We start from the raw sequence: 23,068 nt of genomic DNA on the forward strand, positions 1-23,068 counted from the left end.
AAGGGCGCCCTTTTGCCCTAAAAGATTTTATGAGCGGTAGGGGCCCAATGGGAAAAATGTTTATAATTAAATACTCAGGGAATCCGTTCCAACGCCATCTGCAACGATAGGCTAAACACAGCGGCTGATAAAATGAGCACCCACTCGCGGCGGGGCACCCGCAACATTTGTACAAACAGGAATGCGGCCAGCAAAATGAGTGCAACAATGATGATCTGCCCGGCTTCAAGGCCTACATTAAAACCAAACAAGGCCCATCCGAGGTTTTGATCTTTTGCCAAGACAAACCGCAGCGTGTTGGCAAAACCTAATCCATGGATCAATCCGAAGAATAAAGCGAGGAAATAATTTAACCGGATGGCGCGGTGATCGAATTTTCTTTGAAACAGGTTGAGGAAGGCCGTGAGCACTATGGTGCAGGGAATCAGAAACTCGACCCATGCGGATGAAACCGAAACCAGGTTGAGTGTGCTCAGCGCTAAAGTAATTGAGTGGCCGATGGTAAAAGCAGTCACCAGGATCAACACTTTTTTCCAGTCGGCGGGCAGGTACACTGCCGCCAGCACCAGCACAAAAAGGATATGGTCCAGCGCATCCCAGCTCATGATGTGTTCCCAACCCAACCCGAAATAAAAACTAAAATCATTCATGCCATATATTTTAAAAAAGCGCATTGTTTTTACGCCCTACAAAATGATCGCCGCCTGTTGGTTGTCATTGCAGCAGGCGAGGAGGATGTTTTTAACAACACCGCGTCAAAATAAACTACACTTTTGTATCCGGAAAAATAATCATTGCATGAAGCTGCTGTTTGGCAAATGGATGTTGTTGCTGTTGCCCGTTTTTTGGATTGGGAGCAGTGCGCATTCGGTAAAAGATGTGCATCCATTTTACGTGAGTGTTACCGAGATCAACCACAACGCGGCTGAAAAATCATTGGAAATTGTGTGCAAGGTTTTTGTCGACGACATGGAAGATGTGTTGAAAAAAAGCTTCAATACGCCGGTTGACTTGTCGCAGGCAAGCCAGCAGGCGCGTGCCCAGAATTTACTGAACCAATACGTACAACGCCACCTGCAGGTGCAGGCCAACGGGAAACCGGTGACCCTTCAATTCATTGGGTTTGAAAAAGACAGTGAATCGGTGTACTGCTACCTCGAAGGCGCAAACATAGCCAGCGTCCAGAAGCTGGACATCACCAACGGCTTGCTGCACGATCTCACTCCGGACCAGATTAACATCATGCACGTAACGGTGGGCGGCAAGCGCCAAAGTACCAAACTGGATTTCCCGGCAAAGCAGGCCCATTTCAAATTTTAATGCCTCGGCAACGCTTTTGCATGCCATTGCAAAAACCGCATGCAACAGCCGCTACCACCAACCATCAACAAAGACCTTATTCTGCGGGAAAACCTGGCCATTGAACGAACGGTGATGGCAAATGACCGCACTTTGCTATCATTCATCCGCACGGCGCTTTATTTTTTTGTGGCCGGTCTTTCGCTGGCCGAGTTGCTCACGCTGGATTACGAACTGTGGCTGGAGCTGCTTTGCTTTGTTGCAGGCGGCGCCATTCTTATCCTCGGCATTGCCAAATACATCCGGCAGTTGGGCAAGATCAGAGAAAGCCGCAGAATGGTGGGCAACTATGTGGGCGGGCAGGGCAAATAGCGCTTGTTATGATGATATAAATCAGTTTCAGTGTTTTGCCCAATAAGAAAAATACTTATTTGTCGATGTTTTTCGGGCTAAACGTTTTCGAATTGGTAGGTGCATTGTACCTTGCCCGTACCAATTCCTATGCAATCCAAATCCTATTATCCAAACCCTGCCGGGCTGCGGCATGCATTGATATGTGCATGCATGTTATTGTTTGCACCCGGTTTATACGCACAGCTTTCCGCCGATTTTTCCGTGGACCGAACTTCTGGCTGTGCGCCATTTACCGTTATTTTTTCCAACAAAACTAAAGGGGCCAGCCCGCAGGCACGCTATGCGTGGAACTTCGGGAACGGCAACACATCAGCGCTGCAATCGCCGGGTGCAACCTTTCGTACGGCACAGACCTACACCGTTACGTTGACCGTTACCGACAAGGGTGTGGTGGCAACAAAGAGCCAGCAGATTACGGTCTATAAAAACCCGGAAGTCGCGTTTTCGGTGTCGGCAGCAAAAGGATGTTTGCCGCTGCAGATCGACTTTCGTAGTACGGCCACTGCTGGCGATGGCAACATTGCGTCCTACCTCTGGGATTTTGGCGATGGTGCTGTAAAAAAAGGTGAAGATGCCGTGCGGCATACCTACAATTTTGCGCAAAAAGCGTCGGTAAGCCTGACGGTGACCAACCAATACGGCTGTTTTACCACCATTGAAAAACCTGCGGCAGTGAACGTGCTGCCTGCCGTAAAAGCGGATTTCAGCGCCGACAAAACCCTGCTTTGTAGCGAAGGCGAAGCGGTGCAGTTTACCAATAAATCTACCGGCGCAACGGGACTGACTTATCAATGGAACTTCGGCGACCAAAAAGCATCTACCGCCGCCGACCCAAAACATATTTATGAAGAAAAAGGAACTTACAGTGTTGGCTTAAAAGTTTCCAGCCCCGATGGTTGCACCGCCGAAAAAGTGGTGGCAAACCAAGTGAATGTGGGCCAACTGACTGCCACCATGCAGGTGCCGCAAGTAGTTTGTGTGGGCACACAGGCCAATTTAAAAGCGGCCGTACAACCCGCTGCCGATTCTATTGTATGGACGCTGGATGACAACCGCCGCATGACCGGCGCCAGCATCAATGCCACCTTTGCCACACCCGGGCTGCGCACTGTTCGTTTTGTGGCGTACAGCGGCGGATGCGCACAGGAAGTGGCGAAAGAAGTGCTGGTGCAATCGGCTCCTGTTGTGAAAGGTTTTATCAAAGATGCGTCGGCCCTATGCCAGTTGCCGGCTGCATTAAATTTAAAAGACACTACCAGCGGTGCCACCAAATGGCAATGGAAAATTGGCAACCTGCCGGTAGTGGAAGGACGGCAAGTGGCGCCGAACATTACAGAGCCGGGCATTTACGGCGTGCAACTTTCAGTTACCGGCGCATCGGGATGCGTGGCCGTGGTAACGGACACCGTTTTGGCAGGCGAGCCGGATGTGGCCATTAAAGCCGTAAATGCGGCGGGCTCCGGCACCGAAGGTTGCATTGGCATGGCCCTCAATTTTTCTGCAGTTTCGAATGTCTCAATCACTGATTACAAATGGGATTTTGGCAACGGCAACACCGCAACAGGCGCATCACCAAGACATGTTTTTAATAAAAGTGGCAGGTTTACTGTCACGTTGCAATACACCACGGCTGGCGGCTGCGTGGAGACGGTGACGCTGCCGAACGTCGCCGTATTTTCCAAACCGAAAATTGATTTTATTGGTCCGAAAGAAGCTTGCGGCAGCAACCCGGTTGGCTTTACCGCCACAACCGATACTGCGGTAATGCGGTATTACTGGTACTTTGGAGAAAACACCAAGCCACAGGTTACCACCAGCCCCAACACTGACTATAAGTTCATGGACCCGGGTTTGCACACCATTAAGCTGGTCGCAAACAACGGCGTTTGTGCCGACTCGGTGATCAAGAAAGATTTTATCAAACTAACGCCTCCTTTTCAATACATGGAAAAGGCATTGGTAGATTGCATAGGCGACCGCAAAACGGTTTCGTTCCCGGTGTTTGTACATATTGAAAAAATGAATTGGGATTTTGGCGATGGCACTACGCAAACCATTGATGCACCGGCGCTCCGCAAAGTATATCCATTAAAACATTCATACAGCCGCCCCGGCTATTATAAAGCGGTCTACAAAAGTTATATGGGTGGCTGCGAGGCCCGCGATTCTGTTTCTTTTTATGTGTCGCCAAAAGAACAGCCTTCCATAGCACTGGATAAAAGCATAATCTGCCCAACCGATACCTTGGGCATTGAGGTAACAGTTCAAGTTCCCGCTGCCGGTTTTACCGTACACAAATTGCTGTATGCCGATGGTAGTGCCTTCACCGGGAAAACAAGCGTGGTGGCCACTTCCGATAAATCCAAAGCCCGGATCTTAGCTTGGGGTTTTGACGGCGCAAAAAAAGGATTACGGTCCATCATTCAATGGAATGTTTCCAATTGCTTCGATACTTCTGCGCTGGTTGATGTGCGTTATTCCACGCTCAATGCAAAGATCAGTGTTGCAAAAAAAGCAATTTGCCTCGGCGAGCCGGTAGTGGTAACGGATGCTTCTGTTGGAAAGATAAATAAATGGGAATGGGATTTTGGCAACGGAAACACAAAGGTGCTTGATGCAAAAGCGCCGGTGTCATTTTCGTTTGACCTCACGGGTTACCACCCGGTGCAGTTGCAGGTGACCAACGAAGATGGCTGCGTGGGCTCTGCCAGGTTGGACAGCATTAAAGTGATTGATGTTACTGCTGGATTTAGCATGGCCGACACAGTGGTAGGCATCAACACAGCGGCAACATTTACCAACACCTCCAAAGCTTTTCCCGAATCCGCTATGCAATACCAGTGGTGGTATAAGGGCAGCACAAAAACTGCGAAAACCACTAACCTGTCATATACCTATAAAGAAACAGGTGTAGATACCATCAAACTCGTGGCCCGCACAACGGCTGAAGGCTGCACCGATACGTTGGTAAGATCATTTAAGGTGGTCAACTTCAATGCACGTTTTACTTACACTGCAGCATACATCAACGACAATGCATGTCCGCCCATGTTGGTAAAATTTAAAAACCTGTCGAAGGGCACCAACAAAAACCTGTGGCATTTTGGCGACGGCAGTACCGCGCAAAATGTGGACCTGCCGGAACACGTGTACCGCAGCGGCGGCACCTACACGGTAACGCTGTACACTTACGGTGCACAAAACCGCGTTGATTCGGCTTCAGAAGAAATCGTGGTAAAAGGACCAAGCGCTAAGCTTAGTGCTGATGAGTTTTTTGGTTGCCTCGACCAGCGTGTAACCCTTTCCGCCGAAGTGGAATCGGCGAAGAATTTTTACTGGGATTTTGGTGATGGCACCGTGCTGCACACCCGCGACACGTTTGCCCGCCACCATTACCAAACTGCCGGTGTGTACCGTCCTGCACTGGTGATGAGTGATTCGCTGGGATGCACTGTAGGCGTGGGTTTGCCCAATCCCATCATCATCGATAGTCTGGCGATTTCCATTCAAAACAATGCGACGCTTTTATGCGATGCGGGCAAGGTTTCCTTTACACCAAACGTGGTAAGCGTGGCTGCCGATGAACTCGGCCAAAAGCTGGCGTATCGCTGGCAAACCGCTACCACTTCAGATACTACAGGCAACCCGCAATTCAATTTTGCAGGTGCAGGAAAACATGTGATCCGATTGACGGCCACTTCGCCGTATGGCTGTACGCAGCAAACAACTGATACGATCATTGTGCAGCAAACGGTGAAAGGTGCGATTGAAGGCAAAGGCGAAGTTTGTGTGAACAGCGGAATTTCGTTTTTGGCAAAAACACCGCAAACGGTGACGAGTATGCGCTGGCTGATGCCGGATGGTGTATTGGGTAACGAAACAACCAGCCCGGTGCAACAATTTGCAAAAGCAGGAATCTACCCGGTGAAATTGGTGGTAAACAACCAGGGCTGCCTCGATACGGCAACGTTGAAATTGCAGGTACACGGTCTGCCTGACATTCAATTGAAACGCCGTTCGGAAAGCATTTGCCTGGGACAGTCGGTGCAGTTGCAAGCAGCAGGTGGCGTGTCGTATAAATGGGAAGGCGTTGTATCGGCGCTGGGCGAACAAACCGTTGCCAACCCTGTAATTGCGCCGGTGCAGAATATGTGGTACCGCGTTTTTGTGAAAAATGCACAGGGCTGCGAAAACAAGGATTCTGTTTTTGTAAAAGTGCACCAGCCTTTCAAAATGGATGCGCCGAAAAACGTGGTGGTATGTGCCGGCTCAGAAACCATTTTGGAAGCCAAAGGCGCAGCTACCTATCATTGGAGCGGGCCCGCCGGAACATTAGCCACAACAACAGGCAGCCAGGTAAAAGCAAAACCTTTTGCAACTGCACCTTATACCGTGGTGGGTACCGATAGTGGCCGTTGCTTCACCGATACAGCAGTGGTAAAAGTGCAGGTGGCGGCATTGCCTTCAGTAAAAACCGGCCCCGACCAAACTTTGCTAACTGGTTCTGAAATCACTTTGTCGGCAAAGGGCAGCAACGATGTGGTAAGCTACCAATGGTATCCGGCCGATTACCTAAATTGTGCTACCTGCCCGCAAACGGTTGCAGCACCACGCAAGGCCATCGACTATACCGTAACGGTGCGCAACAACTTTGGTTGCATTGCCAGCGATACCATCCGGCTAAGCCTGCAGTGCACCGACAGCCGCATATTTATCCCCAACGCATTCACGCCGGATCAAAATGGTTTGAACGAAACATTTTCGGTTCGTGGCCGCGGTGTTTCCATGGTCAAATCGATGCGGATATTTGATCGTTGGGGTGGTGTTGTTTTTCAATCCAACAACACCGGTTTCGAAGACCGAAGCGGTGCATGGAATGGTAACATCGGTGGCAAAAAAGCGCCGGTTGGCACCTATGTTTATGTAACCGAATTGATTTGCGATACAGGCGAACTGATCGTGAAAAAAGGAACTATTACCCTGATAAGGTAACAGCATATAGGAATGGTACAAATGGCCTGCAATGTGCAGGCCATTTGTTTTTTATAAAGTGTACTCGGCATGTGGAGCCGGTATTTCTATTGCTTCAAAACCCTTTCGCTGCAGGCGTTCGGCAAATGCTTGTTGTACTTCATGCTCACCATGCACCAGAAATATTTTTTTTACTTTATCGGCTTCCTGGCAACCAATAAACCGGCATAGATCATCCGTATCACCATGGGCGCTCAACGATGTAAGTTTGCCCACTTCAACGCCTACAGCCTCGGCTTCGCCAAAAATCTCTACTTCTTTTGCACCGCTTAATAACTGGCCGCCCAAAGAGTTGGGGCCGCAATAACCAGCCAGCAACACCGTGTGCCGGCCATCGGCCAGGCAGCCGCCAATATGATGGCGCACCCTGCCGGCATCGGCAGTGCCCGACGCAGAAATAATGACACAAGGTTCTTCGAGGTCCACGAGTTTGCGGCTGTCCTCCACAGATTCCACGTAAGCCAGTCCGTCAAAATGAAACGGATCATCATCGATCTGCAACACCTGTTGCAGGCGGTCGTTAAAATCGGAAGTGTATTGTTTGATGGCGGCCGTTGCTTTCAACGATAACGGGCTGTCCACAAATACTTTTATTTCCGGCAACCTCTTTTCGAGGCTCAATTGGTTGAGGGCATATAGAATTTCCTGGGTTCTGCCCACACTAAATGCGGCAATCACCAGCTTGCCACCTTTTTGCACACAAGTAGTTTTGATCCACCGGCCCAAGTCATCCACGTGCCCGGCAGTAACATCATGAAACGAGTTGCCATAAGTGCTTTCCATGATGATGTAATCTGCCTCGGGAAATGGCGCCGGCGGCTGCAGCAACACAGAACGGTAACGGCCCACATCGCCCGTAAAACAAATGCGTGTTTGCTGGCCCCCTTCTGTTATGCGCAGGTTAATAGCTGCCGAACCAACGAGGTGGCCGGTGTTGGAAAACATCACTTCCACATCATTGGCTGGCGAAAACCATTCACCGTATTCAATGGTTTGCATCAGGCCAATGGTCGTTGCCACATCTTCGTTCGAGTAAAGCGGCTCGTAAGGAGTTTTGCCTGCTTTTTCACGGCGCCGGTTGATGTATTCAATTTCGTATTGCTGTATTTCTGCGCTATCGTACAGCAGGATTTCGGTAAGATCTTTCGTAGCAGGAGTGCACCAAATGGTGCCGGTAAAACCTTCCTTTACCAGTTTGGGCAACAGGCCCGTATGATCGATGTGTGCATGCGATAAAAAAACGCAATGAATGGAAGAAGGCTTGAAGCCAAAATGTTCGTTCAGATCATCTGTTTGTTTACCCATGCCCTGAAACAGGCCGCAGTCGAGTAATATGCGGGTGTCGTTGTCAAGCGTAATGAGGTGTTTGGAACCCGTTACTGTTTGGGCCGCGCCATGAAAAGCAAGCTTCATTGATTGTCCTCTTTTTTATTGCCAGTTTGTGAATAGAGCCAGGCAGATAAGCTGTGCATATTTCATACCATTTGCCGCTGCGCAAATTGGGGCATTGAGGAAAGGGAATGGTGAGGAATTGTGCGTGGTGGATTGCAACCGAGCTTAAAATAAAAAGCAGCTAGTTTTTTGAAATAACGGCAATCAAGATTTGCTTCAACCGGAGCATATTTTATTTAATGCCCAGCAAATCGCGGTCGCGTTTGCCGTCGCGGATCATCTGGCCAAAATCTTTTTTCAATACCAGTGCATTGATGGTTTCGGCCACCCGTTTTGTTTTGGTGCTGTCGGTTTTGGCACTGTCAATCCAACGGGTGAAATACAATTGGTGCGATTGCGCCAAAGAAAAAAAGTAGGCTTTTGCTTCGGGTTCGTCCTGTAGGCATTCTAGCAACATGGTGGAAACTTTCGGTAGCTCCGGATCCAATTCCATGATCAGTTTGACAGTTTCGCCCTGAAGCTTTTTGATTGCCTTGCGCATCGTGGCATTCACTGCAAAAATAAAATCGCCGCCACCCATCGGTACCAATGCCACACCTGCAAATGGGTGGCGGTCCATTTTGCCCCGCACCCTGTAAGCTTTTTTCACACCCGGGTTCAGTTGTTCGGCAATGGCCGCGGGCACTTCAAAATAAGTCCATCCCGACTTTTCGCCCATTTGTTCAAACTTCTTCAGCAAGGTGGTAAAATGGATCATGGATTGTTTTCAATTGTTGGTTTGATGTTCGTGAAGTGACTCGTTTAATCCACTAAAAATAAAATTCTTGTGTACTTGATCGCTCAATTTATTTACTGTGCATCCGCATTTTTTTAATAGAAAAACCGGAAGCTAAGTTCCGGTTTCACTATTTTAAAAAGTTGATTTATTCTTCCTCCATCGACTCCAAAATTTCCTGGCTGGGCGTTACCAGCACTTTGTCAATTCGGTGTCCATCCATATCCATGATCTCGAACGTAAAACCGCGCCACTCCAGCTTGTCGCCGGTAACCGGGATGCGCTCCAACTCGTGCAAAATGCAACCGGCAAGCGTATCAAATTCCTGGTCTTCTTCGTTCAACCAATCGGTTTTATCAAAGCGGCTCAGGAAATTGTAAAACGGAATCTGTGCATCTACCAGCAGCGAGCCGTCTTCGCGTTCCACAATGGCGTAGTCGTCGATGTCGGTTTCGGGCAGGTCACCAACAATGGCTTCCATAATGTCATTCATCGTAATCATGCCCTGCACCGAGCCATATTCATCCACAATAAAACAACTTTGTTGTTTCGACTCCTTGAATTTTTCCATTACCTGGTACGCCGTATTGTTTTCGGGCACAAACAACGCAGGCTTCATCATCTGGCCAAACTTAGTGTGGTCGTTGGTTACATACAGGTCTTTTATGGAAATGATGCCTTTTACGTTGTCGATGGCACCATCGCAAATGGGGTACACCGTATGCGGGTCGGAAAATATTTTTTCGCGGATGCGCACTTCTGTGTCGTTTACATCAAACCAAATAATATCACTGCGGTGCGTCATCAAGGAAGTGATGTTCCGGTCGCCTAAATGAAACACCCGCTCAATGATTTCCTGTTCGGCTTCTTCAATGGCGCCGTGTTCGGTGCCTTCCGAAATGATGGCTTTGATTTCTTCTTCCGTTACCTGGTTGTCGCTGGCCTTAATGCGAAACAGCCGCACAAAAAGCGTTGACGATTTACTCAGCAACCAAATAAAAGGGTAGGTGATGATGCTGAGGATCCGCATCGGCTTCGCCATTATTTTGGCAATGGCTTCGGGCCGCGACATGCCCAGCCTTTTCGGTACCAGTTCGCCAAGAATCAGCGAAAAATAAGTTACAACCACTACGATCAGTGCAGTAGCCAGGCCTTCGTTGAATGTTTTTTCACCTAAGTAGGAGTCGAGAAATTTTTTAAAATCATCCGTCAGTTTTTCGCCGGAATAGATACCGGTGAAAATGCCGATAAGCGTGATGCCTATTTGTACAGTAGAAAGAAAAGTATCGGGATTATTGGCCAGCGCCAGCGCTTCTTTGGCGGCTTTGTTTCCTTTGTTGGCCTGAGACTCCAGCCGTGCTTTACGAGCCGATACCAAGGCAATTTCCGACATGGAAAACAGGCCATTGATAATAAAAAGCACGAGCAATATAAAGATTTCCATTTAGGGGTTAATTAGTAAAAAAATAAGGGCAAAAGCCCCATCCTAAGCTATCAGCTTTTGCTGTTTACTTGCAAGCCTTTTGCCACGTTATGTGCAAACATTGTTGAAACGGGGCGGTAAGCTGCAGTGGTTTTAAACTGCTAATTTAATGGTTCCCGATTTGTTGTTGAAAAAGGTTGCTGTCAACAATCCTGCCAGCACACCCAGCAATGCACCGCCCAGGATATCGCCAGGGTAGTGCACCCCCACATAAATCTGTGCATAAGATACCAAAAAGGCCCAGAGGTAAAATAAATAAATCCAACGCTTGAAGGTGGGGTACATGGTGGCACTCACAAACGTAGCCACGCCAAAATGGTTGGCGGCATGGTTTGAGGTAAAACTAAATCCGCCCGAGCAGGTGCGCACCAGCAGGCGTACATTATGGAAAAACTCCGGATCGCGGCAGGGGCGCAGCCGCTCAAAACCTTCTTTAAAAACACGGTGGCCTACCATGTCGGTAATGGCTAGCGTGCATAAAAAGGCAATGCTCCACCAAAAACCTTTTTTGCCATAATTGAGCAGCATAAACGACACCATGAGCAGGTACAAGGGTGCCCAAAAAACAGGATCGCGGAAGTAAGGGAGAATGAAATCAAATACCGGATTGGTCCACCCGCTGTTGAGTTGCTGGAACAACTGCTTGTCCCAGTTTACCAGGGTTTGAAAAAAGGTGGCCAGTATTTCAACACGCAACATGCGGCAAATGTAAGCTAAATGGTACCACTCGTCTAATAAGCCGGTGCCGATGGCGTTTTTGTCGTTTTTTTGCAGTAAACTGAAAATGTCAGGGGTTTAAGGGCCGAACTGAGGAGAAAATATTGCTCATCTTCGGACTTCGGACGGCTGACTTCCGACACTCGTTTATGCCATGTTAGTAAAAATGAAGTTGCCCAAGACCCTGTTGTGGGTGGTGAACCTGTTGGGCATTTTTATATTGATGTTTACGTTGTTCCGGCTGGCTACGTTCGTGGCCTTTCGCCCCGAAGGTGAGCCGGTGGACCATTTGTGGCCAACGTTTTGGCTGGGCCTGCGCTATGATCTGCGTTGGATCGGGCTAGTGTTGCTGCCCATTGTGCTTGTGAGCCTGCGGCCTGAATATTCGCCGTTTTACTCCCGACGCAACACCCGCATCTGGACGGCTTACTTGGCCGCAGCCACTTTTTTTGTCATCTTTTTCTTTGCTGCCGATTTCGGCTGTTTTTCCTATAACAAAACAAGGCTAAATGCTTCGGCGCTCAACTTTGCCGAAGATCCGGGCATTTCGGCTGTAATGCTGTGGCAAAGCTACCCGATGGTGTGGCTGATCCTGGCGTTGGTTTTGGCAGTGGTGTTGCTCCAGTGGATGTTTCAGCGAACGCACTATTATGTAACTGCCCATACCGATGGGTGCCGGATACGGTACCGTCGCTGGCCTTTTTTAGTTGCATTGCTGCCGTTAGCTATTGCTGTGTACGGCAGGGTAGGGCTAAAGCCACTCACCTGGAAAGAAGCTTTTGTGTTGCAGGATAGTTTCCGGTCGTACCTGGCGCTGAACCCGCTGCAGAATTTTTTTACCACGCTTAAATTCCGGAAGCCGGATGTAAACGATTCTAAAGCGCAACAGGCTTTTCCCGTTGTTTCCGAATGGTTAGGTAAGGAAGTAGCTCCGCCAAATGTGGTGCCCACAGCGCCGGCATCATCCGCGTTGGGCCTGCAGCAACCAAACGTAGTGCTGGTGCTCTGCGAGTCGTTCAGCATGTACAAAAGCAGCATGAGCGGAAACCCGCTCAATACCACGCCTTATTTCGATTCGCTGGCGCAACGCGGCTTGTTTTTCGAACGTTGCTTTACGCCGCATTTTTCCACTGCCCGTGGCTTGTTTGCCCTACTCACCGGGATCCCCGATGTGCAATTGTCAAAGTTCAGCACCCGCAACCCGGAAGCGTTGCAGCAGCATACCATCATTAACGATTTTAAAGGCTACGAGAAATTGTACTTTTTAGGCGGCAGCCCCAAATTCAACAATTTTGAAGGACTGCTCAACAACATCGAAGGCCTGCAAATGCACACCGAGGGTAGCTTTAAATCCAAGCCGGTAAACGTGTGGGGTATTTCCGACAAAGACCTGTTCCTGGAAGCCAACAGCGTGCTGGCGCAAAAGAAGGCGCCATTTTTTGCCATCATCCAAACGGCCAACAACCATCGTCCGTTTGCCATTCCTGCGGCCGACACGCTGGATTTTCCGCCTGTCAAATTAAGCCTCGATTCGCTCAGGCATTTTGGTTTTGAATCGGAAGGCGAGTACAATGCATTCCGCTATGCTGATTATTGTTTCCGCAAGTTTATGGAGGCTGCGCAGCAAGAGCCCTATTTCCAAAACACGGTGTTTGTTTTTGTGGGCGATCATGGCGTTTCGGGGAATGCACGGGCGGTTTATCCCGAGCTTTGGACCTCCGAACGCCTGACCGATGAGCATGTGCCACTGCTGTTTTATACGCCGGGTAAAACTTTGAGCGAAAAACGAAGCGAAGTGGTTTCACAAATCGACGTGCTGCCCACCATAGCCGGGTTGGCCGGTATTTCCTATAATAACACCACGTTGGGACGCGACCTATTGCAACGCAATAAAAAGAATGACCATGCCTTTATTATTTACCACGATGAAGGGCAAATAGGCATCGCTACCAATGATTTTTATTTTACCAAAAACCTGAACTTCCAGAAAGAAGAAGTGCATCGGATGCCGGGCAGGAATTTCACCAATGCGCAGGTTGATAGCATCCGGCAAAAACTTTCTGGTGTCACCACCGCCTATTACGAAACGGCTAAGTGGATGCTGCTCAACAATAAGCCAAAAAATAACATAGCAGCAAAGCCGGGCCTGGCAACGGGCCGGCCGTCGAAATAGGGAAAACCGACTGCGGAATCTTGCGCCAATTTGCGCAGCTTTGGACTTAATCCGGAAAAAACAGCCAGCAAACTCGTATTTTTGCCACCCAAAATTTAAATATTTCGTGGCACTGATTAAGAGCATTTCCGGTATCAGAGGTACCATTGGCGGCAAGCCCGGCGAAACCCTTTCCCCGATCGATATTGTAAAATTTACGGCCGCCTACGGCAGCATTTTATGCGAAAACCGCGAGGATAAAACAGTTCCGGCCCGGATCGTTCTGGGTCGCGATGGCCGTATTTCCGGTGATATGGTGAGTGCGCTTGTGAGCAATACCCTGGTGGGCCTGGGTGTGGAGGTAATTGACCTCGGTTATTCCACCACGCCAACTGTGGAAATTGCTACGAAGTTGGAAGGTGCGACCGGCGGCGTTATTTTAACCGCCAGCCACAATCCTAAAGAATGGAATGCTTTGAAGCTGCTGAACAGCGATGGCGAATTTATTGACGCCGCAGTTGGGGCCGAAGTACTGCGCCGCGCCGAAGCCGGTGATATTCAATTTGCTGCAGTGGAAAAACTGGGCAAAATTGTTACTGCCGGCGACTACCTGCAAAAACATATTGACCTGGTGCTGGAATACCCGCTCATTAACCGCGAAGCCATTGCGGCGAAAGGTTATAAAGTGGTGGTTGATTGTATCAATTCCACCGGTGCATTGGTGGTGCCGCAGTTACTGAAAGCATTGGGCGTTTCGGAAGTAATTGTGCTGCATGGCGACAACAGTGGCCGTTTTGCACACAACCCCGAACCGCTGCCCCAGCACCTCACCGCGTTGAGCAACGAGGTGGTGAAACAAAATGCTGACTTCGGAATTGCCGTTGACCCCGATGTGGACCGCCTTTGCTTTGTTTGTGAAGACGGTTCTATGTTTGGCGAAGAATATACATTGGTTGCCGTGGCTGACTATGTGTTGCAGCACCGGAAGGGCAACACCGTGAGCAATATGAGCAGCACCAAGGCACTAAAAGAAATTACCCTGAAAGCCGGCGGTGAATATTTTCCATCGGCGGTGGGTGAGGTAAACGTGGTGCAGCGCATGAAAGATGTGCAGGCAGTGATTGGTGGTGAAGGTAACGGGGGCATCATTGTACCGGACTTTCATTATGGCCGCGATGCGCTGATTGGCATTGCGCTGTTCCTGTCGCACTTTGCAGGTTTTAAAAAAGGCCTAAAATCGTTCCGCGGCAACTACCCCGATTATTTTATTTCGAAAAATAAAATTGAGCTGGAAACCGGCCTGGACGTAGGTTTGATCTTTGAGAAAATCCAGAAAAAATACAAGAACAATCCAATTAATACAGAGGACGGGCTTAAGATTGAGTTTGATACCGACTGGGTGCACCTGCGTACGTCCAACACCGAGCCCATCATCCGCATTTATGCCGAAAGCTCGTTTGAAACGACCGCGAATAATATTGCCAATCGGCTGATGCAGGACATCAGGGAAGCGATATAAGGTAATGCATCGCTTGCCATTGGATCGGTATTCCACTTTTGTATTGTTCAACCCAGCACCATGAATGACATTTCGCTAACGGCACCAACAAATAATGTAAGCGCTACCGGCACGGGCAAGGCTGCTGTTACCCGTATTTACCTCGATAATGCGGCCACCACGCCACTTGATCCGCAGGTGCTGCAGGCGATGATGCCTTATTTACAGGACCATTTCGGCAATCCTTCTTCCATTTATTCATACGGCCGCGAAACAAGGCTGGCAATTGAAAATGCACGGAAGTCGGTAGCGAAGGCCTTAGGAGCCCGCCCCAGCGAAATCTTTTTTACCAGCGGCGGCACCGAAAGCAACAACACTGCCATAACCGCTGCCATCCGCGACCTGGGCTGCCGGCACATCATTACATCGCCCATTGAGCACCACGCGGTGCTGCACACGGTGGAGCATTATGCGGCGGCAAATGCGGTGACGCTGAGCATGGTTCGGTTAACCAACGACGGTAGTGTGGACCTGTCCGACCTGGCTGCACAACTGGAGGAAAAAAATGCCGAAGGTGTGCAAACGCTGGTGACGCTGATGCATGCCAACAATGAAATCGGCACACTGCTGCCGCTGAAAGAAGTGGGCGGCATTTGCGAAAAATTTGACGCTATATTTCATTCGGATTGCGTGCAAACCGTTGGCCACTACCCGCTCAACCTTGAGAATATTTTTGTTCATTTTATTTCTGGTGCCGGGCACAAATTTCACGGGCCGAAAGGCGTGGGTGTGCTCTATGTCAGCAACCGTGTCAGCATTAAGCCTTTTATTTTTGGCGGTGGCCAAGAACGCAACATGCGGGCTGGCACCGAGAATGTGTACGGCATTGTAGGCTTTGCGAAGGCGCTGGAATTGTTCATGGAGCATTATGAGCGGGACAGTGCTTACATAACAGACCTCAAAACATACATGGCCGACCGGCTTCGGGCGACTATTCCCGGTGTACGGTTCAATTGCTCGAACGATGGGTTGTACACGGTTTTGAGTGTTTCTTTTCCGAAGTCTGAAAAGGCGGAGTTTTTGTTGTTCAACCTCGACATCAATAATATCTGCGTATCCGGCGGTTCGGCCTGTTCGTCCGGCGCCAATGTTGGTTCGCATGTAATTTCAGCGCTGCACCCGGAAACGGATTCTGTGACTGTACGTTTTTCTTTTTCGAAGTTTAACACGAAGGAGGAAGTGGATTTGGTGGTGGGTAAGTTGCAGGAGTTGTTGTGAGTTGAATTTTGTTGTTCAGTGGAGCCTAATTTTGATAATGATGCGGATGCAGTTAATTAAATAATCAATAGCCACAAGGGATAGCCTTTGTAGCTTTTCTATTTGCAGTTGAATGCCTTTATGTCTTGGAGTTGGTTTTCGCAAATGTCATGCTGAGCGCAGCGAAGCATCTGAGTATTGCAAGCGTAAAATTGTTGTAAGCTCAGATTCTTCCTTCGGCAGGATGACAGGGTCAATAGCGTTATTTGTAAGTGAAAGTATTAGCAAGAAAGAGCATGATTCCATGGTGACGCGGACAATTATCGCAGTCAGTGTCTGTCATGCCGAACTTGTTTCGGCATCTCCTTCTGATTTGATAAACCCTGCAAAAAGAAGGGGATGCCGAAACAAGTTCGGCATGACAGGTAAAAAATTGCAATGGTTTACTACCGATGCAATGGTAAAGGGCAATAGTATTCTTGAACGTACAAGTGTGCGACGCAACAGAGGCCGAGTAGTAATATTGCAGCTGGTTACGTAAAAACAAAACTGCCACACTAATCAGTGTGGCAGTTTTGGTAAGTTTCATCTTGTTTGCAAAGCCGGAGTAAATGGGCATTGCACTAAACTATTTCCCCTCCCGCAGCACTTCACTAGGCAGGCGGCCAAATTCTTTTTTAAAGGCAAGCGTAAAGTTGCTGAGGTTGGAATACCCCAGAGTGTAGCCCACATCTTTGATGGAATGGTTGCCGGTGAGCAGCAGCTGCCGGGCTTTTTGCATGCGGTATTTTTGAAAATATTCGTAAGGCGGCAGGCCAAACACGGCCTTGAACACCTTTTTCAATTTCGATTCGCTCATGGCAAACTGACGGCTCATCTCGCGGATGGTGGGCGGCAGCACTGTTACATCTTTGGTGAGCAGCGTTTCAATGCGGCGTGCGGCCATGATGTCGCTGCGGGAAAGCAACTTCAGTGCCGGGTGCTGCTGCATTTCGTTGTACAGCCAATCGAAAAATACTTCAACCAGCCGGAACATTTTATTCTGGTAGTACAAGAGCGGTTGTTCCTGGTCGGCAAGTAGTTCGGAAGTAAGGCCTTTTGATTCGACATCAATGGTTTTTTGCCAAATGCCGCCGGCTTTTAATTTAATATACTGCTCCAGCATGTCGTCCTTTTCTGGGGCACGCAGGTATTTGCGCAGCCAGTCGGGGGTAAGGTATACCCGCAGGCCTTTCAAGTTTACGTTTTGCTGCAGCGCCAAATCCCAATCCAGCAGGGAAGAGGTAAGGTACAAATAGGCGTTGCGCTGGTCGGGGGCTTCAAATGAATCGTTTTCAATGGTCACCTGCATGCCCGTGGGATCAGCTACTTCATCGTAATTGAGTGTAAAGAACTCGGTATTCTCCTTTTCCCGTTTCAACAGCATTTCCTGGTGAAAGGTCATATCATATACAAGGGCGTCGATCCCTTCAAACGAAAATGCCTTCATAAAGCCGCTGCCCATTTCTTCGGGCAGCCGCATTACCTGGTTGGTGGGCGTAATGCCCAGAAACCGGGAAAACTCGTCCAGAAAAGCATTGTAGGAGGTGAGCTTGTAGGTGAATATTGTCATTGAGTTCGATTCATAAATACCATAATGGATTGCGCCTGGCAGCCAATATATATCTTTTCATGTTCATCCAAAAGGCCAGCACCATATACACCACGATCGGCGAACCCAGGGTAATAAACGACAGGTACATAAACCAGGTGCGGATTTTTGAAGTGGCAATGCCCATACGGCTGCCAATAGCAGTACATACTCCGTACATCTGCCATTCGATATAATCTTTAAACCGGTTTTTCATTTTGCTAAATTAATTTTTTTTCAATGTGCTGCACAGTTATGTGCATTCTTATGGAACTCTATTTTTCAATACCTTTGCCCCGCTTAACTTCTGCCTCCGCATCTATTGCAAAGGGAGTGCCTGTATCTTTTTTTAACGACAAAAAATGGAATCGTCATGCTTTTTGACCTGGATTTGATAGAAAAGGTTTACAACGATTTACCGGCTAAGATTTATGCCGCCCGCCAATTGCTCAAACGTCCGCTGACCCTTGCCGAAAAGATTTTGTATGCTCATACTTACAAACCAGCGACTTATTCGTTCGAGCGGGGAAAAGATTATGTAGACTTTGCTCCGGATCGTGTAGCCATGCAGGATGCCACCGCACAGATGGCCCTGCTGCAGTTTGACACCTGCGGCCGCGACCGCGTGGCAGTGCCCTCAACCGTGCATTGCGACCACCTGATCCAGGCCAAAGTTGGCGCTGAAACTGATTTGAACGTAGCCATCGAAACCAACCGCGAGGTGTATGATTTCCTGGCATCGATCTCCAATAAATATGGCATCGGCTTTTGGAAGCCCGGTGCTGGTATCATTCACCAGGTAGTGCTGGAAAACTATGCGTTTCCCGGCGGCATGATGATCGGTACCGACTCCCACACACCCAACGCCGGCGGCCTCGGTATGGTTGCCATTGGCGTGGGTGGTGCCGATGCGGTTGACGTAATGGCCGGATTAGCATGGGAACTGAAAATGCCCAAACTGATCGGTGTTAAGCTTACTGGTAAAATGAGCGGCTGGACTTCGGCCAAAGACGTGATCCTGAAAGTGGCCGGTATCCTGACCGTAAAAGGCGGAACCGGTGCCATTGTAGAATATTTTGGCGACGGCGCCGATAGCCTGAGCTGTACCGGTAAGGCTACCATCTGTAACATGGGTGCCGAAATCGGTGCTACCTGCTCAGTATTTGGCTACGATGATAAGATGGCCAACTACCTGAAGGTAACCGGCCGCGAGGCTGTGGCTCAATTGGCTGATGGCGTTCGCGAACACCTGCGTCCTGACGCGGAAGTATATGCGAACCCGCAAAAATATTACGACCAGGTTATCGAAATCAACCTGAGCGAACTGGAGCCGCATGTTAACGGACCATTCACTCCGGACCTGGCTACACCTATTTCGGAAATGGCTGCTGCTGTTAAAGAAAACGGCTGGCCCGACGAAATTGAAGTAGCCCTGATTGGTTCCTGCACCAACTCTTCGTATGAAGATATCAGCCGCTCTGCTTCGGTAGCGGCACAGGCTAAAGCAAAAGGCCTGAAGGTGCGCAGCGAATTTACCGTAACCCCCGGCTCGGAAGTGGTGCGCTACACCATCGAAAAAGACGGCTACCTCGGTACGTTCGACCAAATTGGCGGCGTGATCCTGGCAAATGCCTGCGGTCCCTGCATTGGCCAGTGGGCCCGCCACATCGACGATCCGAACCGCAAGAACACCATCGTTACTTCGTTCAACCGCAACTTTGCCAAGCGCAACGACGGCCTGGCTTCTACCCACGCTTTTGTGGCTTCGCCCGAACTGGTTACAGCTTATGCCATCGCCGGCAAACTGTCGTTCAACCCCATGCGCGACAAACTGGTGAACGAGCAAGGCCAGGAAGTAATGTTGGATGAGCCAACTGGTTACGAATTACCTCCCAATGGATTTTCGGTTGAAGATGCCGGTTATGAAGCACCTGCCGACAACGGTAGCGATGTGCAAGTAGTGGTTAGCCCGGAAAGCCAGCGCTTGCAATTGCTGACGCCGTTCCCCGCATGGGAAGGCACCGACCTGCAAGGCCTGCGCCTGCTGATCAAAGCAAAAGGCAAGTGTACTACCGACCATATTTCGATGGCAGGTCCGTGGCTGAAATACCGCGGTCACCTGGACAATATTTCCAACAACATGCTCATCGGCGCAGTGAATTATTTTAATGGCCAAACCGATTCTGTAAAGAATGGGCTAACCGGCGAATATGGAACAGTTCCGGGCACACAGCGTCATTACAAAGCCAACCATATTGGCAGCGTAGTGGTGGGCGACGAAAACTACGGCGAAGGCTCCAGCCGCGAACACGCTGCCATGGAACCGCGTCACCTGGGCGTTCGGGCCATTTTGGTAAAAAGCTTTGCCCGCATCCACGAAACCAACCTGAAAAAACAGGGTATGCTGGGGTTGACCTTTGCCAACAAGGAAGACTACGATAAAGTGCAGGAAGATGATGTGATCGACATCACCGGATTGACAAGTTTTGCCCCGGGCAAACAGCTCACCGTGGTGCTGCACCATAAAGATGGCACAACCGACAGCTTTAAAGTAAACCACACGTACAACCTCCAGCAGATTGAATGGTTCAAGGCTGGTAGCGCCCTCAACCTGATCCGCAAGCAGTTTGGTAAATAAGCTGTGGTAGATAAAATAAAGAGCCGCCGGTTTCAAACTGGCGGCTTTTTTATGTGTGTTAATTCGGCGCCGTTCTCGTCATTGCGAGGCGCAGCGGAGTTTATGGTGATAAAACGAAGGCAAAAGCGCCGAAGCAATCTCCTTTCGAAAAACGGCAGGAGATTGCTTCGGCGCAATGATGTAAAAGATAAGTAAGTGTTCGTGGCGCCTCGCAATGACGTTACAGCGAAGCGATGTATGTTTTAGGTATGTAGCTCCTTCACTTAGTAATGTGGACCACCTAGCGATTCAACTAACACTAAGGCGTAGGCGCTTTTTTCTTCCGGATTCTTACCGTTGCGTTTTTTTGCAAATTACTTGACAGGCGTACATCGTGGCGCTTGCTGCCGTCGTACACGATCATCAACGCAGTATTGGGTGCAATGCTGCCCAGGTTATCGGCAAACATCGAAAGCTCGTTGAACTCTTTGGTGCCGTCCACGGCAATCTGGAATTGTATGGCTTTCGCCGACAACATCCGGTTGAAAGTAAGCAGTTGTCCATTGTAAAAAACAGAAATCGAATCGCCATCTACTTCGCCGTTGTCGTAAAAATTAATGGTCAGCGAATCGGATTCTACTTCAATTTCCTGTTGCAACTCGTTTTGCCGCTCTTTGAATTGCGCAGCTACTACATAGTTTACAACCGGGCGCTGCAAAACGGTAGCGGCTACCAATGTATCATCGTCAGAAGGCTCCCAAAGGGCATATACTTCTTTCTTGCGACTAACCTCGGCATAGAGCGAATCCATGTTTTTGCTGGCCGTTGTGTCCAGCGAAAAGTCAAAGAATACTTCGGGACAGGTATTGCGATACATGGGTTTGCTTACAAAACGCCCATTGAGTACAGAGCCGGTTTTGCTTACCCGCAAAGTGCCTATAAAATCCATCATACAATCAACCTGCACCTGGTCGGTGGAGGCGTGGTAAGTAATGGGAATGCTCGGAATGGTAAGCTGGCGGGTTGTGGCATCGTATGCGCCTTTCAATGGAATGCTGCGGAATGTGTTGCGGAAATAATAATTCAGCACGCCATCTACGATGTTGCCTTTTTGATTGACCACAATTTCCATTGCGTAGTTGTTGGTGGAGCCACCATTCGATACGTTGGCAGTTGTGTACCAGTATCCAACCACTTTGTTTTGGGCCGCACCGCACAGGGCAAGGCAAAGAAATAACAAGGTTCCGATGCTCTTCATGTGTTCAGGGTTAAACAGGTAAACGGATGGATACGGCAGTTATTTTATATAGCGCTTTATTTCTCGGTCCGTGTCGCGCTGTTTGATGCTTTCCCGCTTGTCGTGCAGCTTTTTACCCTTGGCCAAACCAATCTCCATTTTGACCAGGTTTTTCTCGTTCATAAAAATGCGCAAGGGGATGAGTGTATATCCTTTTTCCTTGATGCGTGCCTGAATTTTTTTCAGTTCCTTTTTCGTCAGCAACAATTTGCGTTCGCGAACGGGATCGTGATTGTTGACGGTGCCATGCGAGTACTCGGCTATATGCAGCGAACGGATATACAATTCATCTTTTAAAAAAAGACAATACGCATCATTGAACGAAGCCTTGCCGGCACGCAGCGATTTTACTTCGGTACCGGTCAGCACAACACCCGCCACATATTTGTCGTCGATGTAATACTCGTAAAAAGCCGACCGGTTCCTGATGTCCATTTGTATGTTTTATAAACCACCCATGCGCATGCAACTGTTGCAGCAAAATGTCTTTGCTTTTATTGCTGCGCAATGATTGGTGGCAACAGATTTAGCCCTTGAATAAAGTGAGTACCTGTCCTAATTTATTCTTCAGCTCTTTACGATCCACAATAAAATCCAAAAAGCCGTGCTCGAGGATAAATTCGCTGCGCTGGAAACCAGGCGGCAGGTCTTTCTTGATGGTTTCCTTTATTACCCGCGGACCGGCAAAACCAATCAGGGCGCCAGGTTCGGCAATGTTCAGGTCGCCAAGCATACCAAACGATGCCGAGATGCCGCCGAAGGTTGGATCGGTAAGCATGGAAATATAAGGCAGGCCTGCATCGCTGAGCTGCGACAGCTTGCCGCTGGTTTTTGCCAACTGCATTAGCGAAAAAGCGCTTTCCATCATACGTGCACCACCACTTTTGGAGATGACCATATAGGGCACTTTGTGCTCAATGCAATAATCCACAGCGCGGCTGAATTTTTCACCCATCACAGAGCCCAGGGAGCCGCCGATGAATTCGAAGTCCATACAGGCTATCACCAGGTCAAGGCTGTTGATTTTTCCTGCCGCCACCCGCATCGAATCTTTGAGGCTGGTTTTGCTCCAGGTTTCTTCCAATCTTTTTTCGTAGGGCTTCAGGTCGGTGAAACCCAGAAAGTCTTTGGCGCGGATGTTTTCAAACAGCTCGGTAAATTCTTTATTGTCGAAAACGATATCGTAGTATTCTGATGAGCCTATGCGGTGGTGGTAGTTGCATTTGGGGCAAACAAAAAGCGCTTCCCGAAGGTCAGACACAGTGCAGATGTGGTTACACTCCGGGCACTTCGTCCATAAACCTTCCGGCGTTTCTTTCCGCTCCGACGATGGCGTTAAAATGCCTTTTTTGATGCGCTGAAACCAACGGCTCCTTGTTTCTTCGGTTTTTCCTTCTTCTCCGGCAAGGTTGGCTTCGAAATCCTCAAATTGTTGGTCCATAATGGAAAATTGCTGACGGCAAATATAGGGGCAAATAGCAGAAATGGAGAAAAGCGGCGATACGG

Annotated in this window: 17 protein-coding genes; 7 read left to right on the top strand and 10 right to left on the bottom strand. The window is 49.1% G+C overall.

What is annotated here, in order from left to right:
- Positions 1-74 precede the first annotated feature (74 nt).
- Positions 75-650, bottom strand: a complete 576-nt coding sequence (locus tag EPD17_RS11290; protein ID WP_132054284.1) for a HupE/UreJ family protein — start codon at positions 648-650, stop codon at positions 75-77.
- 148 nt (positions 651-798) lie between these two features.
- Between EPD17_RS11290 and EPD17_RS11295 the strand changes: the two genes are divergently transcribed.
- From EPD17_RS11295 to EPD17_RS11305, 3 genes are all read left to right on the top strand, one after another.
- Complete coding sequence (locus EPD17_RS11295; protein ID WP_132054286.1) at positions 799-1,320, top strand: DUF6702 family protein; 522 nt, start codon at positions 799-801, stop codon at positions 1,318-1,320.
- Positions 1,321-1,359: 39 nt separating this feature from the next.
- The gene (locus EPD17_RS11300; protein WP_132054288.1) at positions 1,360-1,671 is read left to right on the top strand and encodes a DUF202 domain-containing protein; all 312 of its coding nucleotides are present in this window, start codon (positions 1,360-1,362) and stop codon (positions 1,669-1,671) included.
- Positions 1,672-1,863: 192 nt separating this feature from the next.
- The gene (locus EPD17_RS11305) at positions 1,864-6,705 is read left to right on the top strand and encodes a PKD domain-containing protein (RefSeq protein ID WP_165929594.1); all 4,842 of its coding nucleotides are present in this window, start codon (positions 1,864-1,866) and stop codon (positions 6,703-6,705) included.
- A gap of 51 nt (positions 6,706-6,756) precedes the next feature.
- Here the strand turns inward: EPD17_RS11305 and EPD17_RS11310 are convergent, their stop codons facing one another.
- The 4 genes from EPD17_RS11310 to EPD17_RS11325 all read right to left on the bottom strand — a co-directional run bounded on the left by EPD17_RS11310 (position 6,757) and on the right by EPD17_RS11325 (position 11,093).
- Positions 6,757-8,157 carry an MBL fold metallo-hydrolase gene (locus EPD17_RS11310; RefSeq protein WP_132054292.1) on the bottom strand — a complete coding sequence of 467 codons (1,401 nt, stop codon included), beginning with the start codon at positions 8,155-8,157 and terminating at the stop codon, positions 6,757-6,759.
- A gap of 211 nt (positions 8,158-8,368) precedes the next feature.
- Positions 8,369-8,893, bottom strand: coding sequence for a YdeI/OmpD-associated family protein (locus EPD17_RS11315; RefSeq protein ID WP_132054294.1), 525 nt, complete (start codon positions 8,891-8,893; stop codon positions 8,369-8,371).
- Between the two features lie 166 nt (positions 8,894-9,059).
- Positions 9,060-10,355 (bottom strand): hemolysin family protein, encoded by a 1,296-nt coding sequence (locus EPD17_RS11320; protein WP_132054296.1) that lies wholly within the window; start codon positions 10,353-10,355, stop codon positions 9,060-9,062.
- 132 nt (positions 10,356-10,487) lie between these two features.
- On the bottom strand, positions 10,488-11,093 hold the full coding sequence (locus EPD17_RS11325; protein ID WP_123893343.1) for a phosphatase PAP2 family protein: 606 nt from the start codon (positions 11,091-11,093) through the stop codon (positions 10,488-10,490).
- Between the two features lie 184 nt (positions 11,094-11,277).
- Between EPD17_RS11325 and EPD17_RS11330 the strand changes: the two genes are divergently transcribed.
- The 3 genes from EPD17_RS11330 to EPD17_RS11340 all read left to right on the top strand — a co-directional run bounded on the left by EPD17_RS11330 (position 11,278) and on the right by EPD17_RS11340 (position 16,039).
- Positions 11,278-13,284, top strand: coding sequence for an LTA synthase family protein (locus tag EPD17_RS11330; protein ID WP_165929595.1), 2,007 nt, complete (start codon positions 11,278-11,280; stop codon positions 13,282-13,284).
- A 106-nt stretch (positions 13,285-13,390) separates the two neighbouring features.
- Entirely contained in the window at positions 13,391-14,782 is a 1,392-nt protein-coding gene (glmM, locus tag EPD17_RS11335) for a phosphoglucosamine mutase (RefSeq protein WP_132054300.1), read from the top strand.
- 60 nt (positions 14,783-14,842) lie between these two features.
- Positions 14,843-16,039: a cysteine desulfurase family protein gene (locus EPD17_RS11340; protein ID WP_132054302.1), complete on the top strand. Its 1,197-nt coding sequence runs from the start codon at positions 14,843-14,845 to the stop codon at positions 16,037-16,039.
- Between the two features lie 607 nt (positions 16,040-16,646).
- Here the strand turns inward: EPD17_RS11340 and EPD17_RS11345 are convergent.
- Positions 16,647-17,630: a helix-turn-helix transcriptional regulator gene (locus tag EPD17_RS11345; protein WP_132054304.1), complete on the bottom strand. Its 984-nt coding sequence runs from the start codon at positions 17,628-17,630 to the stop codon at positions 16,647-16,649.
- 10 nt (positions 17,631-17,640) lie between these two features.
- Complete coding sequence (locus EPD17_RS11350; RefSeq protein WP_114234199.1) at positions 17,641-17,865, bottom strand: PspC domain-containing protein; 225 nt, start codon at positions 17,863-17,865, stop codon at positions 17,641-17,643.
- A gap of 156 nt (positions 17,866-18,021) precedes the next feature.
- On the opposite strand from EPD17_RS11350, the gene EPD17_RS11355 reads away from it, so the two are divergent.
- Complete coding sequence (locus EPD17_RS11355) at positions 18,022-20,286, top strand: aconitate hydratase (RefSeq protein ID WP_132054306.1); 2,265 nt, start codon at positions 18,022-18,024, stop codon at positions 20,284-20,286.
- Positions 20,287-20,584: 298 nt separating this feature from the next.
- Here the strand turns inward: EPD17_RS11355 and EPD17_RS11360 are convergent, their stop codons facing one another.
- The 3 genes from EPD17_RS11360 to accD form a co-directional block, all read right to left on the bottom strand.
- Positions 20,585-21,523 carry a hypothetical protein gene (locus EPD17_RS11360; RefSeq protein ID WP_132054308.1) on the bottom strand — a complete coding sequence of 313 codons (939 nt, stop codon included), beginning with the start codon at positions 21,521-21,523 and terminating at the stop codon, positions 20,585-20,587.
- Positions 21,524-21,562: 39 nt separating this feature from the next.
- Entirely contained in the window at positions 21,563-21,997 is a 435-nt protein-coding gene (smpB, locus tag EPD17_RS11365) for an SsrA-binding protein (RefSeq protein ID WP_114234196.1), read from the bottom strand.
- Positions 21,998-22,088: 91 nt separating this feature from the next.
- The gene (gene accD, locus EPD17_RS11370; RefSeq protein ID WP_132054310.1) at positions 22,089-23,003 is read right to left on the bottom strand and encodes an acetyl-CoA carboxylase, carboxyltransferase subunit beta; all 915 of its coding nucleotides are present in this window, start codon (positions 23,001-23,003) and stop codon (positions 22,089-22,091) included.
- Between the last annotated feature and the right edge of the window lie 65 nt (positions 23,004-23,068).

Source organism: Pseudocnuella soli, assembly GCF_004347775.1.
In the GTDB taxonomy this organism is placed as follows: Bacteria; Bacteroidota; Bacteroidia; order Chitinophagales; family Chitinophagaceae; genus Flavisolibacter; species Flavisolibacter aquaticus.

What these genes read in the sequence shown, in the direction of transcription:
- EPD17_RS11290 (WP_132054284.1), bottom strand. Translation starts at nt 650, where the DNA reads ATGAATGATTTTAGTTTTTATTTCGGGTTGGGTTGGGAACACATCATG.
- EPD17_RS11295 (WP_132054286.1), top strand. Translation starts at nt 799, where the DNA reads ATGAAGCTGCTGTTTGGCAAATGGATGTTGTTGCTGTTGCCCGTTTTT.
- EPD17_RS11300 (WP_132054288.1), top strand. Translation starts at nt 1,360, where the DNA reads ATGCAACAGCCGCTACCACCAACCATCAACAAAGACCTTATTCTGCGG.
- EPD17_RS11305 (WP_165929594.1), top strand. Translation starts at nt 1,864, where the DNA reads ATGTTATTGTTTGCACCCGGTTTATACGCACAGCTTTCCGCCGATTTT.
- EPD17_RS11310 (WP_132054292.1), bottom strand. Translation starts at nt 8,157, where the DNA reads ATGAAGCTTGCTTTTCATGGCGCGGCCCAAACAGTAACGGGTTCCAAA.
- EPD17_RS11315 (WP_132054294.1), bottom strand. Translation starts at nt 8,893, where the DNA reads ATGATCCATTTTACCACCTTGCTGAAGAAGTTTGAACAAATGGGCGAA.
- EPD17_RS11320 (WP_132054296.1), bottom strand. Translation starts at nt 10,355, where the DNA reads ATGGAAATCTTTATATTGCTCGTGCTTTTTATTATCAATGGCCTGTTT.
- EPD17_RS11325 (WP_123893343.1), bottom strand. Translation starts at nt 11,093, where the DNA reads ATGTTGCGTGTTGAAATACTGGCCACCTTTTTTCAAACCCTGGTAAAC.
- EPD17_RS11330 (WP_165929595.1), top strand. Translation starts at nt 11,278, where the DNA reads ATGAAGTTGCCCAAGACCCTGTTGTGGGTGGTGAACCTGTTGGGCATT.
- EPD17_RS11340 (WP_132054302.1), top strand. Translation starts at nt 14,843, where the DNA reads ATGAATGACATTTCGCTAACGGCACCAACAAATAATGTAAGCGCTACC.
- EPD17_RS11345 (WP_132054304.1), bottom strand. Translation starts at nt 17,630, where the DNA reads ATGACAATATTCACCTACAAGCTCACCTCCTACAATGCTTTTCTGGAC.
- EPD17_RS11350 (WP_114234199.1), bottom strand. Translation starts at nt 17,865, where the DNA reads ATGAAAAACCGGTTTAAAGATTATATCGAATGGCAGATGTACGGAGTA.
- EPD17_RS11355 (WP_132054306.1), top strand. Translation starts at nt 18,022, where the DNA reads ATGCTTTTTGACCTGGATTTGATAGAAAAGGTTTACAACGATTTACCG.
- EPD17_RS11360 (WP_132054308.1), bottom strand. Translation starts at nt 21,523, where the DNA reads ATGAAGAGCATCGGAACCTTGTTATTTCTTTGCCTTGCCCTGTGCGGT.
- smpB (WP_114234196.1), bottom strand. Translation starts at nt 21,997, where the DNA reads ATGGACATCAGGAACCGGTCGGCTTTTTACGAGTATTACATCGACGAC.
- accD (WP_132054310.1), bottom strand. Translation starts at nt 23,003, where the DNA reads ATGGACCAACAATTTGAGGATTTCGAAGCCAACCTTGCCGGAGAAGAA.